The 15,776-nt window shown below is 37.1% G+C and carries 18 protein-coding genes and 1 pseudogene; 1 reads left to right on the top strand and 18 read right to left on the bottom strand.

Going from position 1 to position 15,776, the window contains the following annotated elements:
- Positions 1–118: 118 nt before the first annotated feature.
- The 4 genes from panD to F6K15_RS23200 form a co-directional block, all read right to left on the bottom strand.
- The gene (panD, locus tag F6K15_RS23215) at positions 119–469 is read right to left on the bottom strand and encodes an aspartate 1-decarboxylase (RefSeq protein ID WP_293064929.1); all 351 of its coding nucleotides are present in this window, start codon (positions 467–469) and stop codon (positions 119–121) included.
- 69 nt (positions 470–538) lie between these two features.
- Positions 539–1,369, bottom strand: coding sequence for an O-methyltransferase (locus tag F6K15_RS23210; protein ID WP_293064926.1), 831 nt, complete (start codon positions 1,367–1,369; stop codon positions 539–541).
- A gap of 387 nt (positions 1,370–1,756) precedes the next feature.
- Entirely contained in the window at positions 1,757–3,100 is a 1,344-nt protein-coding gene (locus F6K15_RS23205; RefSeq protein WP_293064923.1) for a sedoheptulose 7-phosphate cyclase, read from the bottom strand.
- 913 nt (positions 3,101–4,013) lie between these two features.
- Positions 4,014–4,166 carry a hypothetical protein gene (locus F6K15_RS23200; protein WP_293064921.1) on the bottom strand — a complete coding sequence of 51 codons (153 nt, stop codon included), beginning with the start codon at positions 4,164–4,166 and terminating at the stop codon, positions 4,014–4,016.
- A gap of 1,287 nt (positions 4,167–5,453) precedes the next feature.
- Here F6K15_RS23200 and F6K15_RS23195 point away from each other — a divergent pair.
- Positions 5,454–6,311, top strand: a complete 858-nt coding sequence (locus F6K15_RS23195; RefSeq protein WP_293064918.1) for a pentapeptide repeat-containing protein — start codon at positions 5,454–5,456, stop codon at positions 6,309–6,311.
- 248 nt (positions 6,312–6,559) lie between these two features.
- Here the strand turns inward: F6K15_RS23195 and F6K15_RS23190 are convergent, their stop codons facing one another.
- From F6K15_RS23190 to F6K15_RS23125, 14 genes and pseudogenes are all read right to left on the bottom strand, one after another.
- Positions 6,560–7,039 carry a hypothetical protein gene (locus F6K15_RS23190; RefSeq protein ID WP_293064915.1) on the bottom strand — a complete coding sequence of 160 codons (480 nt, stop codon included), beginning with the start codon at positions 7,037–7,039 and terminating at the stop codon, positions 6,560–6,562.
- A gap of 161 nt (positions 7,040–7,200) precedes the next feature.
- A complete protein-coding gene (gene prfA, locus F6K15_RS23185) occupies positions 7,201–8,310 on the bottom strand; it encodes a peptide chain release factor 1 (protein ID WP_293064912.1) in 1,110 nt (369 codons plus the stop codon).
- 408 nt (positions 8,311–8,718) lie between these two features.
- Positions 8,719–8,970, bottom strand: coding sequence for a 50S ribosomal protein L31 (gene rpmE / locus F6K15_RS23180; protein ID WP_293064909.1), 252 nt, complete (start codon positions 8,968–8,970; stop codon positions 8,719–8,721).
- A gap of 219 nt (positions 8,971–9,189) precedes the next feature.
- The gene (rpsI, locus tag F6K15_RS23175) at positions 9,190–9,600 is read right to left on the bottom strand and encodes a 30S ribosomal protein S9 (protein WP_124143143.1); all 411 of its coding nucleotides are present in this window, start codon (positions 9,598–9,600) and stop codon (positions 9,190–9,192) included.
- Positions 9,601–9,605: 5 nt separating this feature from the next.
- Positions 9,606–10,055 (bottom strand): 50S ribosomal protein L13, encoded by a 450-nt coding sequence (gene rplM, locus F6K15_RS23170; RefSeq protein ID WP_293064904.1) that lies wholly within the window; start codon positions 10,053–10,055, stop codon positions 9,606–9,608.
- 264 nt (positions 10,056–10,319) lie between these two features.
- Positions 10,320–11,123 (bottom strand): tRNA pseudouridine(38-40) synthase TruA, encoded by an 804-nt coding sequence (gene truA, locus F6K15_RS23165; RefSeq protein WP_293065019.1) that lies wholly within the window; start codon positions 11,121–11,123, stop codon positions 10,320–10,322.
- Between the two features lie 92 nt (positions 11,124–11,215).
- Entirely contained in the window at positions 11,216–11,566 is a 351-nt protein-coding gene (gene rplQ, locus F6K15_RS23160) for a 50S ribosomal protein L17 (protein WP_293064901.1), read from the bottom strand.
- Positions 11,567–11,735: 169 nt separating this feature from the next.
- The gene (locus tag F6K15_RS23155; protein WP_293064898.1) at positions 11,736–12,698 is read right to left on the bottom strand and encodes a DNA-directed RNA polymerase subunit alpha; all 963 of its coding nucleotides are present in this window, start codon (positions 12,696–12,698) and stop codon (positions 11,736–11,738) included.
- Between the two features lie 24 nt (positions 12,699–12,722).
- On the bottom strand, positions 12,723–13,118 hold the full coding sequence (gene rpsK / locus F6K15_RS23150) for a 30S ribosomal protein S11 (protein ID WP_124143139.1): 396 nt from the start codon (positions 13,116–13,118) through the stop codon (positions 12,723–12,725).
- A gap of 724 nt (positions 13,119–13,842) precedes the next feature.
- Positions 13,843–14,226: a 30S ribosomal protein S13 gene (rpsM, locus tag F6K15_RS23145; protein ID WP_202225088.1), complete on the bottom strand. Its 384-nt coding sequence runs from the start codon at positions 14,224–14,226 to the stop codon at positions 13,843–13,845.
- A gap of 87 nt (positions 14,227–14,313) precedes the next feature.
- Positions 14,314–14,427, bottom strand: coding sequence for a 50S ribosomal protein L36 (gene rpmJ / locus F6K15_RS23140; RefSeq protein ID WP_287522657.1), 114 nt, complete (start codon positions 14,425–14,427; stop codon positions 14,314–14,316).
- Between the two features lie 105 nt (positions 14,428–14,532).
- The gene (infA, locus tag F6K15_RS23135; RefSeq protein WP_008191178.1) at positions 14,533–14,757 is read right to left on the bottom strand and encodes a translation initiation factor IF-1; all 225 of its coding nucleotides are present in this window, start codon (positions 14,755–14,757) and stop codon (positions 14,533–14,535) included.
- A 228-nt stretch (positions 14,758–14,985) separates the two neighbouring features.
- Complete coding sequence (locus tag F6K15_RS23130; protein WP_293064891.1) at positions 14,986–15,582, bottom strand: adenylate kinase; 597 nt, start codon at positions 15,580–15,582, stop codon at positions 14,986–14,988.
- A pseudogene (locus F6K15_RS23125) lies at positions 15,582–15,776 on the bottom strand (preprotein translocase subunit SecY); the annotation flags it as partial. The gene F6K15_RS23130 and the pseudogene F6K15_RS23125, both read right to left, overlap by 1 nt.

Raw genomic sequence — 15,776 nt, 5'->3', positions numbered from 1 at the left:
GCAACTTGAAGTTTTTGACAGGGAATAAATTCTATCAATTTTAAATTCCCAAATTGTAATTTTTCATAGAGACAATATTAATATTGCCTCTATGAAGGTTGTCTAATGTAGACTTGAGTTAAGTAAGTGGATTGTTGTTTTCATCCACCAGAATTACTTTCGGACGATGTAAAAGTGCCTCATCTTCTGTCATTTGAGCGTAGGCAATAATTATTACTTCGTCGCCTACAGAATTCATTCTGGCAGCAGGACCATTAAGACAAATAGTTCGGCTACCCCATTCACCAGGAATAGTATATGTTTCCAGTCGGGAACCATTATTAACGTTAACTACCTGTACTTTTTCATGGGCAAGAATACCCGCAGTTTTTAGTAGTTCTTCGTCAATAGTAATAGAACCTTCATAGTACAATTGTGCTTCGGTTACTTTTACTCTATGCAGTTTGCTCTTCAAGCTTGTAATTAACATTTGATTGTCCTCCGAAAAATTAGAATGATTTTACCTAAATAAGAGAAATTATTTGTCCTTCGATAATTGCTACTTTCGCCTAATAATAGTTACCCCATCTCGCAAAGGCAATAAAACTTGTTCAACTCTGGGGTCTTCTGCAACAAAACGGTTAAATTGAGCGATCGCTTCTCCATTGGCAGTACGTTTTTCTGGTGGGAGATAAGGTTGCCCTTGCAGTAAAGTATTATCAACACAAATAAATCCATTTGGTGCTAATAAATTTGTATCTAAGAGCATTTTCAAATATTCTATATACTCTTTTTTATCAGCATCAATAAATACTAAATCAAAAGTTTCTCCTGTATCTGCCAACTTTTGCATTGTTTCTAAAGCTGGCGCTACTTCCACTGATATTTTCTTCCCATCAGGAGACTTTTCAAAACAAGATTTGGCAAAGTCAGCCACATATTGATCGACTTCACAAGCAATTTCATATCCATCTTCTGGTAGAGCTTCTGCCATTGCCAATGCAGAATACCCAGTAAACATCCCAATTTCTAGGATACGTTTTGCCCCAGTCATATAAACGAACATTTTCAGGGTTTGCCCCTCAATATGTCCAGATAACATTTCCTGTTCCAACTGACGTACAGTTTCACCATCAGAAAATCGTAAATTCCAGGGTTCCTGGCGAGTCTTTTGTGCTAAAGCTGCCAGCGCATCTGACTCCTGGGTAGTATTATTTTCAATGTAGGGGTCAAGACCTTCTGCTAATTGATAGGCTTCTTTTATCGCCTCAGCAAGTTCTACAGGTATATCTGCGGTCTCTGCCATCTTGACAGTTTTCTCAAGTTGTTCTACCAAAATACCCAATGGTGTAACTGGTCTGGCAGTTTCTATATTTACAACGGTTGTCACATTTCTATTCCATTACTTATTGAACAAGTAGTCAGTACTCAGTAGTTGTTAATTGTTAGTCAATGAGTCACTGAGAATGTTCGATGGCGACGATCGCTCCACCAACCTCATTGACAGCATGAGTGACGCGCGTGGGTTAAACCCATCAGGAAAAAGATAACAGTAAGGTGGGGTAAAGATTGAATTATCCATAATAGCAGTAGAAGGAAAGATGTTTGACAGTTCAAAAGTTGAAAATTCAGACAAAGTAATACTTTTCCTTCTTCCTTCTTCCTTCTGCTATACAATGAAAATTTTGTGATATTTGTCCACCGTCGCTCTTTTTTGAAAAGGGAGTAGGGAGGAATTTCTTGTTTTCTCTACTCCACAACAAAATTGCTGTTTTTTCTACTCCAAACCAAGGTCACTCAAATATATCTGTTCGCCTTTTCCTTCATTTGGCAAAGAGGTACAAAAATTCTTATGTTCCTTCACAGTAGATATTAATAAGTCTGGAGGTACTTCTCCAGCAAAACTACAAGCACCAATACCTGTAGGTAAAGGTGCCCATAACCCACTACTACCCCGCTTGCGACGCATATTTTTCTGTCCTTGAATCATCAATTCACTGTCTTCAAGGATAGGATGATAAACTGATAAACCAAGAGAGCTACACAATGCCACTATTCTGTCGCGATCGCCTTTTTCTAACCAACCCATTTCCATTGCCAAGGTTGCTCCAAAAGCCATACCAATAGTAACAGCATGACCGTGCATCAATTTGGCAACTGGCTCAAACTTGGGACTCCAAGTGTGACCGTAAGCGTGGGGTCTGTCTTGATAGGTCTCGAACATATTTGTTCCCTCATGCTTCATGTAGGAATACAATGCTCGATAAATTACTTCATCAGCTACTTTAATCAGTTCCTCATCCGCATCAAAGTTAGCAAAATGGGTTTCAAGTAACCGTGGACCGTATTCTTCTAGTAAATCGAATAACACTGGGTCATCAGTTACTGCCATTTTGATAATTTCTGACATCCCATTGCGGATATGACCTTTTGCCAAAGTACGGAATAAGCTACGGTCTACTATGGTTATGACGGGAGGGTGATAGGCACCGATACTATTTTTAAATAGCTGACCATTTGTGCAGGTACGAGGCGATGGTCCGGCGTCAATAGCTGCAACAATTGAACTTCCAATCATTACATAAGGTGTTCGTCGGTGCTGCAAAGCACAGGCTAAACCTGCCACATCGCTGAGTACGCCACCTCCGATAATTAATACCGGTTCGTTGCGGGATACATCACAGCCATCTTTACCTAAGAATTTGAGTATGTGCTGGACTGTTTCTGGAGTTTTGTCTGATTCCCATGCGCGACAGACTAGAGTTTCTAGAGGAATCTCATTGTGCTTAAAGTAAGCTTGCAGTGATTCTCCGTACAGTTCATCCACTGTTTGATCGACAACTGCTACACAACGACCGCGACTTTTGTAGATTTCTGCTAAAACTGGATTAGATGGGTCTAAGACTCCGTTTACCAACTTTACTTCTGATTTGAGGGTAAAGGTTGCAGAAATCTCAAATGAGCGACCATCTTCTACTGCCTTTATTTCCCCACGACCGTCGTACCATTCTGAGGTTCGGTACTTTTCTGCATGATTACGCCGAATACTGGGGTCAAATGTGAAGTCTGGTTTGCTGATTTCTTCGGTGAATGATGTAGGGGGTGAGGTTGTGTTGGTCATAATTTTAGTTAGTTAATGGTTTGCTCTGAAGTTTTACTTCCGATCACACAATAGAAGTTTCTGCTTGCACTTAAAATCAGTTTATCAGCACATTATAGTACATGACTGAGGTGGTGTTTAGGGTTATTGTTACTTCCTTAGAGGAGTTTTTTTCATTAAAAAGCGTTTAGCAGTTCAGCCATCAGTGGTCAGCTTTGTGCGTTTGCGTAGCATTCTGGTACGGAAAGGGGATGCGCAACCCCTCCTAAAATTAAACGACAAGTTAGAAGTCGGGGATTTAAACCCAAGTTTTTCCGTTCCGGAATGCTCTGCAAACTGATACCATTATCTATGCACAAATTTTTAGGCTGATAGCTAATAGCTGATAGCTAGTTAATGCTAATTCAACAATTAATAATTAATAATTAATAATTACCTTTTCTTAAAAAGAAGAGGACTGACTAATACCAGTTTTATACAATATTGCTACAGTAGTTTGGCTGGTGGAAATCTAGAGATTAATACTGTAACTATCTTTGTGTGAATTTGGTATCAAAAGACATAAGAATGATTTTTTTTCCTTAACAGGAGAGGTTTCAAACCTAAAATTATTAATTATCAATTATTCAGTGAATTATTTTTGTTACTACAGTATTTCTGAGCAGTGCCTTCAATACTTAATACAAATAGTTTAGTACATTGACAGTTTTTTTTGATCGCTACTAGGAAATATCAATGAAATTCTTAAAATACATTGAAGCAATTTTAGACATCATAAATATAGACAATCTTTGTATAATCTCAAGATTGACTGATGCCATAGACTTAGGAAGTCCTCTTGTAAAAGGTTAACCAGATGCTAATAATTACTATTTTGTCAACACCAAAACCTATGACAGTGTCTTTATTTGATAGCAAAACTGAATTTATGCCTTTATTGGTGTTTTATTGTTATTTTACTTCTTCTCAAAACTATAGTATAAAGCCGATATTCTTGTCTATCTCCTAACTTCCACTTCAAAGTACAACCGTGATTCACGTTTTGATCTGGATTTAACGGCTGCTTGGTAGGTATTATGTTTAGCATAGTTGTCAAATCCTTATATTTGTGACTAATTGACTGATTTGGTAATTTTCATTATGGCGACGTGAATCTAACTTGTGTTTACGATCACTTTTAATTCTTTACCAGTTTGAATTATAAATTACCTCATACTGAAGGAGTATTTTAGTAATGCTACTAAAATAACCAGCTTAATCTATGCCTGAAGGCAGGCAAAGTTCTAAACTTTCAACACTTTTAGGAGGTTGAAATTTTCTGTCTCATTTCAGGGAAGCTATCCTAAGAGGTGCGTTTTCTCCCACTTTCCAGACTTCATTTGACTATCTTGGAGTTTTAGCCAACACATTCTACAGGTTTGCAGTGTAGCTATTTTCTCCATTCATCCAATAAACTTGGCAGAGCCGTTTGATCACCAAGATGTGCTGACGTTTTTAGTAATATCCTTAAATCAGGGACATTCATTTTTTTGGACTATACTAATAATTTCACTTTCGGTTTGCAATGGCTAGGTCATGGCTCTTCAATATGTTGATTTTTGTTCTTGTCTGTTAGTTTAACTCTTGATTCGTATCATTTTACTTAATATTAAGTTAATCTTTGTTAATTTTCAACAATTATATATAAGTTTAATTAATATTCTGTATATTTGTGATTTTATGTGATAAAATAAGGTCTTTTATATTTTATCAAAATAAAACGGGTCTAAAACCCCGCCTTTTAAGGCGCAATATTTTTGGAGCGGAGCTCAAATCCCCGTTACAAAAATAACTTCTGACTTCTGACTTCTGACTTCTGACTTCGTTAACTTGCGGGTTGAATACCCCACCGTCAATGGGGGTGCTGAAAATTGTTTGGGGTTATAAGACACGAAGTGGCAAGTCGTTGACTATCCCTTCGCACTCTAGACGATCTAATATTTATTTGATAGACACTCTCTCATATCATGTATCTTTAAAAATGCCCACAATAAAAATTTTAGGGAACAGGGAACAGGGAACAGGGAGAAATTTATCAAATCAAACATTTTTATTATGGCTAATTAATGAGACTTGATATTATTACAAAAATCACTATAAAATATTTAGTTGATAGTCATATAAATTTATTTATATATATTTTATGTAAAATAATAGACTAATTGTATGGAAGAAAGTTAATTATTAAATACCCTCTTTCCCAAAGAAAAGCGCAGGTTTATTTTTCTATATAGAGTTACTACTAATTTTAATAATATAAATAATAATTGTAAATTATAGTTGTTACTCCATAGCAGAAATATATAAATATCTCTAAGAAGTTATCGAGCAAAAAATGGCAAATCAAGAATATCTAGCCCTACTTAATCGGGGTATAACTTCATGGAATGAATGGAGAAATAAAAATCTACATCTACAACCAGACCTTACTAATGCCAACCTCAGAAGTATTCACCTGCAAAGTATTAATTTCCAAGGGGTAAATTTAACAGAGGCTAATCTCTGTTTAACTCAATTAAAAACAGCTAACTGTAGTGGTGCTAATTTAACTTCAGCTCAACTAATTCATGCTAACCTTACTTCTATTAATCTTCAGGGAGCTAACTTAAGATATGCTAATTTGATTTCTGCAGATCTAAGACAGGCTAACTTAATAGATGCTGATTTAGTGAGCGCAAATTTGATTGGAACTGATTTACAAAATGCTATTTGTCGATATGCTGATGCTACTTCAGCAGACCTGAGAAGAAGCAACCTAGCAAAAGCAGACTTAATGGAAGCTAACTTCAGTTATGCTAATCTTAGTCATGCTAATCTCCATGAAGCTGAATTGATTGGGGCTTATTTTTATCAGACTAATTTAGACAAAGCTAATCTGATTGAAGCTCATCTTAGTGGAATTCATTTATCAAATGCTTCTTTAAAGGAAGCAAATCTTTATAAAGCAGATTTTAGGTTTGCAAACCTCAAAAAAGTTAATTTTCTAGATGCAAATTTGAGGAGGGCTTATTTCCGAGGAACTAATCTAAGTAAGGCTATTTTAATTAGAGCAGATTTGAGAGGTGCTGATTTGAGAGGTGCTAACCTAAATAAAGCTAATCTTACTGATGCTTTGATTAATGATATTAACTTTTCTGAGGCTAATCTTCAGGAAACAATTATGCCTAATGGTAAAGTCAATCATAATTATTAACCTTGAAGTTTTTAGTATTTTAACTATGTAATATAAATACTATTTATGTTTGAGATATTAGCAGGAAATTCAATATTTTAAAAGATAGGGAAGAGCGACAGATTTGAAAAAGTTTTTGTAAGTAAAAAAAATAATAATCTAATTGAATAACTCATCTAAAAGGATGATAGAGCATATTAATTAAATTTTAAAATTAAGTCTAAGACCAGGAAAATCAAAAAACTGAGTGCTAATTAATAATTACAATATTATTCACTAGGACCTTCTAGTATTTCTTGTACCTCATTATTAGTTTTGCCTAAAATTCTTGCTATAGGTCCTACTAAGTTTGTATCTACTGCTTTACCTGCATAAATATCTTTAAGCTGTTCAGGAGAAATTTTATGAATATCACAGAATTTAATAAACTCATGGCCACTAACCTGTAGTTGTTCTTGCCTTTCTCGCAACAAGAGGGCGACCGCTCTTGGTCCATATTTAGGTCGTTCAGCCAGGGCGATATATTTCTGCATTAAGTCATTGACTCTACTTCTTTTTCCTCCCACCCGTCGCAGTAAATCTAGACAAGCTAGTCTTAAAGCCTTGCGTAGCCTTTCCTGCTCATTCATAACTTCTAGAATTTCTTCGGCATATTCAGGTTTACAAATGCCCACTAATTCTCCATCATTTAAAATTGGCACATAGAAACCCATTCCACATTCCCAAGATAATTCTTCATTGGTAGTCATGCCCAAATCTCCTACTTTTCTTTAATTTGCTAGAATTAGAATAGTTTACTACGTTAATACTTGCTAATATAAGCGTATTTTATAAAAAAAACGAGAACCTTGTCCTCGCTTTTTCACTGATATTGATATTATTTGAATAAGTCCATTTCACAAAATGTCAATTAGACTGACATTGGAGTAGATGTGGATGCTGCCAACTCTTGCAAACGTTCCTGCTGATCTTGGGTAATACAAGCTTGAATTACATTTTCTATATCTCCCTCAAGAAGAGGTGCAAGGGAAAAGTTCTGACTCAAGCGATGGTCTGTAACCCTATTATCCTTATAGTTATAAGTCCGAATTTTTTCTGAGCGGGAACCAGTACCTACTTGCGATCGCCTCATCGAACTAACTTCTTGTTGTTGCTCCTGCAGCTTCATCTCATAAAGTTTAGCTCGTAAAATTTGCATTGCCCGCTCTCTGTTTTGTAGCTGACTGCGCTCCTGAGTACAGAAAATTCTAATTCCCGTGGGTTTATGAAATAAATCTACAGCAGTTTCCACCTTGTTCACATTTTGTCCACCTGCTCCACCAGAACGAGCAGTTGTCAGTTCAATATCTTTTGCATCTATCTCAACTTCCACATCATCCACTTCTGGCATAATGGCCACCGTTGCCGTTGAAGTGTGTACCCTCCCACCGGCTTCTGTCACTGGAACTCTTTGAACCCGATGAACTCCTGCTTCAAACTTCAGCTTACTATAAACCTGTTCCCCTTTAATTTCTAAAATTGCCTCTTTAAAACCGCCCATATCTGCTAAAGACTCACTCAGCAAACTCACCTTCCATTTTTGAGTTTCTGAATAACGGGAGTACATTCTCACCAGGTCCCCTGCCCAAATACTCGCTTCATCCCCTCCTGTACCAGCTCTAATCTCCAACATGATATTCTTATCATCGTTGGGGTCTCGTGGTAGTAGGGCAATTTTCATTTGAGTTTCCAGAGATTCCAGTTTGGCTTCCAATTCCTCCACTTCCATTCTGGCCATCTCTTGCATTTCTTGGTCGCCACCAGCTTCTTTCAATATTTCCTTCGCATCAGCTAATTCTTGCTGACTATTCTTCCACTCTTCATAAGTATTGACCACTTCTTCTAATGAGGAGCGTGCCTTAGCTACTTTTTGGAACTCAGTTGGATCTTTGGCAATATCTGGATCGGCTAAACGTAGAGTTAATTCATTGTAGGTTTGCTCAACAGATTTTAATTTTTCCAGTAAATATGTTTCAGCCATTGTCAGTTGTCCCTTGTCTTAATTAGTATTTTATTTATGGGAAATTTTTATTGAGATTTTGATATTAATTGTTGTCCATCTATTACCGAAAAGCGACGTTGAAAGCCCCCGTGTTTTAAGCGGGGAATGAAAACAAGCGAGTCGTTTAGACTAGACAACTTTAGTTGTCCTGTGTTATTATCTGGATATATAAACGTTTAGACAAAAGTAAGCAGAAAGCTAGGGTTAAACTTAAGCCGACTGTGTAGGGGCACTTTGACTTGTCCCCAAAGAGTAGATCTTTGGTCAGCTAAGAAAAAACAAAGCAACATGGATTTATCCTGTTGCGTAGTATCAACTTAGAATCCCCTAGGCAATAGCTGCGGGGAGTAGTCAAAGACAACTAATTAAGGACAATTGACATTCCAGCTATTTTTTATCCTTACTCTTTTTAGATTTAGAGCTTTTCCCTCCATCTTTCTTACTATATTTACGCATAAATCTCTCAACTCTTCCTTCAGTATCAATAATTTTCTGAGTACCTGTAAAAAAGGGATGATTTCCCGACCAAACATCAACATTAATCTCTGGTTTTGTGGAACCAATTGTCATTACCACTTCACCATTACAGTAAACTTTGGCTTCTGGATACCACTCAGGATGAATACCAGTTTTAGGCATTTTCTTTACTCTACTTAAAATTACAAATATTTTTTCTATATAATATTTTAGCTTATTCTACTGAATTGACACAGTTAATTTTGTGCATTATGTTACTGGGTTGGGGATAGGTTTGTCATCAATTATTTCTCCCTGTTTCCTATTCCCTGTTCCCTCTTTTGCCAGAAAATTTTTGCCAATTATCACAAATTTGTAATAATTGGCAATCTCGTTAAAATATCATCGTTTGGAATATTGAGGTGCTTTACGAGCTTTGCGTAAACCATACTTTTTCCGTTCTTTAGCCCGGGGGTCTCGAGTCAAATATCCTTCTGTCTTCAGAGGTTTACGATTATCTGGGTCTAACTGGCACAAAGCCCTAGCAACTCCTAATTTAATAGAATCAGCTTGTCCTGTTAACCCACCTCCTGTAGCTTTCACTAGAATGTCATACTCATTTTCCAAACCTAAAGTCTCTAGTGGAGCTTTAGCAGATGATAAATAACCATGATTATATTGTAGGTATAACTCACCATCTTTACCATTAATAATCAATTTACCTGTACCTGGAACTAGGCGTACTGAAGCGATCGAAGACTTACGACGACCAGTACCCCAATACATAGCACGGCCACTTTCTTTTGCTTGCATTATTTTTATTCTCCTGGAGTAGTTTCAATAATTAACGTTTCAGGTTTTTGAGCTTGGTGAGGATGGTCAGGCCCTGGATAAACTTTTAGTTTAGCATGAAGTTTTCTTCCCAGAGAATTTTTTGGTAGCATTCCGTAAACTGCCTCCTCAATAATTCTTTGAGGCAAACGAGCTTGCAACTTAGAAAAAACCTCTGTTTTCATACCTCCTGGCCTTCCAGAATGGCGACGATAAAGTTTCTGACTACTTTTTTTACCAGTTACATTCACCTTTTCAGCATTAACGACAATTACAAAATCTCCTGTATCGAGATGTGGAGTATAAGTAGGTTTATTCTTACCCCTAATAATCATCGCAATAGCAGTAGCTAATCGCCCTAAACGTTGTTCTTTAGCATCAATAACATACCATTTTGGCTCTAGAGAATTCAGTGGTGGAACGTATGTTGTATTCATAATTTACTTAATTTAGTTGTTTTTTTTAGAAGCGTTCAGCAATCAGCTTACAGCTTTCAGCCTTTTAAAAGGGGCATTTAATTAAATCAATTCAAGATATGAAATCAACAATTTCATCCCCCTATTCCCTGACTCCTGCAAGAAGTTTATTTAACTAGCTATCAGCATTTAGCTAGAGGGCTAAAAATTCAAGGGTTTAAATCTCCCATTATAGATTCAACTAGAAGCTGATAGCTAACCGCTGACCGCTGACTGCTATTTCAATCAATAAAAAATAAATTTAGGCATATTATTATACCAAACTTCTTGATTAAAAGGAAATTCCAGATAACCAACCCGCAATAAACAGAGGCCACTAGCCGGAGCTGAGTGCTTCACAACTTCCCTTCTTTGATTAACCCAGATATCTGTAAAACTTTCCAGAGATAGCTGCTGTTGACCCACTTGAATAAGTAACCCCACCAATAATCGCATCATTCCATATAGAAACCCACTAGCTTGAACCTCTATATGAATAAATGGTCCCTGACTTTCACACTTCACCTCTTGTACATCTACCCAAGAATGAGGACGAGAAGAGCCAGCTCTTTGAAAAGCAGCCAAGTGATGACGGCCAATTAAAGGATTCAAAGCTGCTTGAATCAACAATGGATCTAATGGTGCTTGATAGTAATGCCAAACAAAAGGCATCACAAACAAATTAGGCCGTTTTTCTGTATATAAAGTGTAGCGATAACGCCGCGAAGTTGCAGAAAACCGAGCGTGCCAGGTAGATTCGACTTGAGCAGAACTTGCGATTAAGATATCATTAGCTAGTCGTGAATTGAGTATAGTAGCCCACTTATGGGCAGGAATTGGGCCTGGAACATCGAAATGAGCTACTTGTGCTGCGGCATGAACTCCCGCATCCGTTCTTCCTGCACCATGTAATATTACAGGCTGGTTAACCACAGAAGAAATAGTATTTTCAATCTCTTCTTGTACAGTTCGTTGATTTGGCTGTCTTTGCCACCCATGAAAATGAGTGCCTTGATATTGAATTACAAGAGCAACACGCTGAAGTGATATACTCCCACACTGATTACAAGAATCAGATGTAGGCTTCTCAGGGACTTCTCTATTTATGATTGATTTCCCAACTACTTCTATAAGTATATACCTTAAACCAGTTCAATAATTGCCATTTCTGCGTTATCTCCACGACGGCGAACAGTTCTTAAAACACGGGTATAACCTCCATTACGAGAACCGTATCTCTCCTGTGCCCCTTCAAATAGAGAGTGAACTAGCTTTTTGTCAAATATATAACCTAAAGCTTGTCGGCGAGCTGCTAACGATCCATCCTTTGCCAAGGAAATCATTTTTTCTGCTTCTGACTGTACAGCTTTAGCACGGGTTTTTGTGGTAGTAATCCTACCATGACGGATTAATTCAGTGGCTAGAGACCGCAGAAGAGCGCGACGCTGATCTGCTGGTTTTCCTAGCTTTGGAACACGACGACTATGACGCATGACTACTTTGAGTATCTAAAAAATTTGAGCTAATGTTTTTGATTTGTGTTTCCCTACTGCTACTAACAGCTTCAAAGACTCGGTCGATCATCTTTGAAAGCATAGTATTTCAGATTTACATTTTTTATGCCATTGACAAAAACTGGTTTGAATTCCTAACTTTTGGCCTCTAAGTAGCTTTAGCAACTTTTTCTTGAGGTAAAGTTATTCCCAAGCGTTTTTGTAAAGCTTCTATAACTTCCTCAGCAGATTTTTGACCAAAGTTTTTGATCTCTAAAAGGTCTTCTTGACTGTACTCCAGTAGGTCTGCAACAGAGTTAATTTGCGCTCTTTTCAGACAGTTATAAGCCCGAACCGATAGTTGTAATTCTTCTATTGGAATTTGACTTGTTGGATCTGTAGGCTCTCCTGATGGAGGCTCTGCCATATTAGTAATATCTTTGAGTGGCTCAAACAAACTCATTAAGATACCAGCAGCATGACTCAAAGCATCTTGAGGTGTGTAACTGCCATTTGTCCAAACCTCCATAATGAGTCGGTCTTCTTCTAAAGATCCACCTATACGAGCTTCCACTGTATAGTTAACCTTACGAACTGGCATGAAAATAGCATCAATTTGCAGAAAATCAAGAGCTGTAACATCATCGCGAGTACGATCTACCGCTCTATAACCAGTCCCTTTCTCAATTCTAAACTCCATCTCCAGAGTTGACCCAGGAGATAGGGTAGCGACATATTGGCTGCGATCAATTATTTCTACCTCCGAAGGTACATCAAAACGATCTGCAGTTAATGTTGCTGGCCCTTCTATCCTGACTCTACCAATTTGTGGTTGGTTGGAATGGCTTTTGAGAACAACCTCTTTCATGTTCAGTAGGATCTCTAGAACATCTTCCCTTACCCCTTTGATTGTGGCAAACTCATGATTAACCCCAGCTATCCTCACTGATGTAATGGCTGTTCCTTCTAAGTTAGATAGTAGAACCCGCCTCAGTGCATTACCTACTGTTGTCCCTTGACCGCGAGCTAATGGCTCTATAATAAATTTTCCGTACTGACTACGATCTTTGTCAGTTTTAGATTCTATACACTCGTAATGAAACTGCGCCACGGAGTGACCTCCCTTGAACATTAAACCCCAGAGTTAATAATTTGATTAGACTCTACGCCGTTTTGGTGGACGGCAGCCATTGTGAGGAATTGGGGTAATATCTCGGATCAAAGTTATCTCTAGTCCTGCCCCTTGTAAAGCCCTAATAGCAGTTTCTCTTCCTGCTCCAGGACCACTAACCATCACTTGAATCTGACGCATTCCTTGGTCGTTAGCTCGGCGTGCTGCACTTTCTGCCGCTGTTTGTGCAGCAAAGGGAGTTCCTTTTTTTGCTCCTTTGAATCCACTAGAACCTGCTGATGCCCAAGAAATTACTTCACCATTCAAGTCAGTAATAGTTACAATTGTATTATTGAAGGTAGACTGAATGTAAGCTACCCCATTAGGCACATTCTTTTTTTGCTTTTTTGCACCTGTTTTTTTACCTGGTTGTCGTGCCATATTTGTCTTTATGAGTGGTATCTCAAGTTAGTAATGTACTTTTCTCAGAGCAACTGGACTTATTTCTAATTTCAATCCTATAAGAATTTTTTGCTTTTATATAGCGTTAAAAGCTATGCTATATCCTTAAAGTTACTAGAAATATTGTATTTTGGTCTTACATCACAGAATGTCTGAGAAATAAGCTTTTCTTTTGTTGGCTATTGAATTTTTAAATGCTATAATTTTAATAGTACCAACAGCCATATTTTATATCTGAAAACAAAATCTTAGTATACATAGTCAACTCATTAATGTGATGATTTTTTACCTTGTCAAGTTTTTACTTTTAGTAGTATAGCTATGAGTATATAATTGTTTTAATATCTGAAATAGCTAATTTTTTTGTGTTTCAAAACCTGGTAAAATTTTCTCACTTAAGTCAACCAATTAGATTAGAAATATTTTTTTCTCCTTAATTTAAGAGTTATAATTAGACAATAACAATTTACTTTCAGAGTTGATAATTTAATTCGATGAATTTACTTTTAATGTGAATAAATCACATCAATTTGTTTGTACTCAAGTAAGCTATATAGAAGTAGAATTAATAGTTAAGTAGATTATCAAATCAAATAATACTCAGTAGAAAGTAAGGTTTTGACTCAGTTTTTCCCACCCTTTAGTGAGCTAGATATCTACGTAATTTAGAGTAATAGCTTTACATAAAGATACAAACAAACTTCTATTTCTTAGCACTAGCTTTTTTCTTACCAGCTACAGTTCGACGTACACCTCGACGAGTTCTGGCATTAGTGCGAGTTTGCTGTCCTCTAACTGGCAGACCCATCCTGTGCCGACGACCTCGGTAAGTACCAATATCCATCAACCGCTTGATGTTCATGGCTTCCAATCGTCTCAGGTCTCCTTCAACTTGGTAGTTATTCTGGACCATAGAACGAAGTGCTGCTATATCAGCATCACTTAAATCCTTAACACGGGTATCAGGATTTACACCCGTTTCATCTAAAATTTCTTGAGACCGAGATAGTCCAATTCCATAGATGTATGTCAGACCAATTTCTATACGCTTATCGCGTGGGAGGTCTACTCCTGCAATTCGTGCCACTTTACTTTATCTCCATCACCTTAAAATTAAACTTAAACTAGGTTAATTAGTAGTAGGCAACAATCTGATGCCTGTGTCAAAATATGCTTAACCTTGGCGTTGTTTATGTTTGGGATTAACGCATATAACCATTACTCGTCCTTTACGACGAATAACACGACACTTTTCACACATTTTTTTGACAGATGCTCTAACTTTCATGCCTTATTATGGCAATACTACAAATTTAGTATTGTATCATTTACTAATGTTTTCAGCAAGTAGATAATCTCTCTACAAATTATTGAGTAGAGACTTTGATCATTACTACTTTTTCCTTAGGCGATATGTAATTCGACCTTTTGTCAAGTCATAAGGTGTTAACTCTACCTTGACTCGATCTCCTGGCAGAATTTTGATGTAATTGCGACGGATTTTACCAGAAATATGAGCTAGCACATTAAACCCATTATCTAAGTCTACTCTGAACATAGCATTAGGAAGGGATTCCGTCACTGTACCCTCCATTTCTATGAGATCTTGTTTTGCCAACTGTTAATAACCTCAACGCTGCAAGTAACCAATTTTTTATATTGGGAACAGCCTGTTATTTCAGGTGATTCCCCTCAACATATCCTATCAAAAAGTTCTTAGATTTTCAGAGGTTATTGAGCATGAGCCAGACATAATATATCTCTAAAATATTTAGTTGGCATTTAGAGAGCTACAACTAGATATTTAAGGTAGAAAAAATTTATCAAAATCTAATTCTTTTTTACCCTATGATGATATATTAACCGATAGCTTGAGAGAATTAGTCACAGCATCAACAGACTGATTTCCATCTATTGTAACTAGCTGCTGACGTTCTTTGTAAAATTCAATCAAAGGTTGTGTTTGTCGGTCGTAGACTTTTAAACGGTTTCTAATAGTTTCCTCATTATCATCTTGCCGACCTCTTGATAATAAGCGACCGACTAAAACCTCATCTGGCACTTGTAAATTTATGACCATCAAAGAATTACTAATTTCAGCTTTTTCTTCTTGAGTGTCATTTCCATTTTTGCTTGCAGATAAAAGTTTTTCTACAAAATGTGCTTGAGCCACATTTCTAGGAAAACCATCTAGAACCCAACCATTTTGAGCATCATCTTTTTTCAGTCTTTCTTCAACCATGTCAAGGATGAGTCCATCGGGAACTAAATCACCTTTGTCCATATATTCTTTTGCTTGTAAACCCAGGGGTGATTTCTGTGCCACATTATTGCGTAAAATATCACCTGTAGAAATATGAGGAACTTGGTAAAAATCTGCTATTCGAGATGCCTGTGTTCCCTTACCCGCCCCTGGCGGACCTAAGAATATCAGTTTTACCACTATTGCTTCACCATTCCTTCGTATCTCTGAGAGATCACATAAGTTTGAATTTGCTTTGCTGTGTCTATAGCTACACCCACTAGAATTAATAGAGAGGTAGCTCCTAATCCTCTAAAAGTAGGTACACGAGTCGCACTTTCTACTGCCGTAGGGATAATTGCTACTAAACCAAGGAAAATAGCTCCTAGGAAAGA

Origin of the sequence: Okeania sp. SIO2B3 (genome assembly GCF_010672525.1) — a bacterium.
Lineage (GTDB): Bacteria > Cyanobacteriota > Cyanobacteriia > Cyanobacteriales > Microcoleaceae > Okeania.
The sequence above is the reverse complement of the archived record's forward strand: the minus strand, read 5'-3'. Positions and strand labels throughout refer to the sequence as shown.

What these genes read in the sequence shown, in the direction of transcription:
- panD (WP_293064929.1), bottom strand. Translation starts at nt 469, where the DNA reads ATGTTAATTACAAGCTTGAAGAGCAAACTGCATAGAGTAAAAGTAACC.
- F6K15_RS23205 (WP_293064923.1), bottom strand. Translation starts at nt 3,100, where the DNA reads ATGACCAACACAACCTCACCCCCTACATCATTCACCGAAGAAATCAGC.
- F6K15_RS23200 (WP_293064921.1), bottom strand. Translation starts at nt 4,166, where the DNA reads ATGCTAAACATAATACCTACCAAGCAGCCGTTAAATCCAGATCAAAAC.
- F6K15_RS23195 (WP_293064918.1), top strand. Translation starts at nt 5,454, where the DNA reads ATGGCAAATCAAGAATATCTAGCCCTACTTAATCGGGGTATAACTTCA.
- F6K15_RS23190 (WP_293064915.1), bottom strand. Translation starts at nt 7,039, where the DNA reads ATGACTACCAATGAAGAATTATCTTGGGAATGTGGAATGGGTTTCTAT.
- prfA (WP_293064912.1), bottom strand. Translation starts at nt 8,310, where the DNA reads ATGGCTGAAACATATTTACTGGAAAAATTAAAATCTGTTGAGCAAACC.
- rpmE (WP_293064909.1), bottom strand. Translation starts at nt 8,970, where the DNA reads ATGCCTAAAACTGGTATTCATCCTGAGTGGTATCCAGAAGCCAAAGTT.
- rpsI (WP_124143143.1), bottom strand. Translation starts at nt 9,600, where the DNA reads ATGCAAGCAAAAGAAAGTGGCCGTGCTATGTATTGGGGTACTGGTCGT.
- rplM (WP_293064904.1), bottom strand. Translation starts at nt 10,055, where the DNA reads ATGAATACAACATACGTTCCACCACTGAATTCTCTAGAGCCAAAATGG.
- rplQ (WP_293064901.1), bottom strand. Translation starts at nt 11,566, where the DNA reads ATGCGTCATAGTCGTCGTGTTCCAAAGCTAGGAAAACCAGCAGATCAG.
- F6K15_RS23155 (WP_293064898.1), bottom strand. Translation starts at nt 12,698, where the DNA reads ATGTTCAAGGGAGGTCACTCCGTGGCGCAGTTTCATTACGAGTGTATA.
- rpsK (WP_124143139.1), bottom strand. Translation starts at nt 13,118, where the DNA reads ATGGCACGACAACCAGGTAAAAAAACAGGTGCAAAAAAGCAAAAAAAG.
- rpmJ (WP_287522657.1), bottom strand. Translation starts at nt 14,427, where the DNA reads ATGAAAGTTAGAGCATCTGTCAAAAAAATGTGTGAAAAGTGTCGTGTT.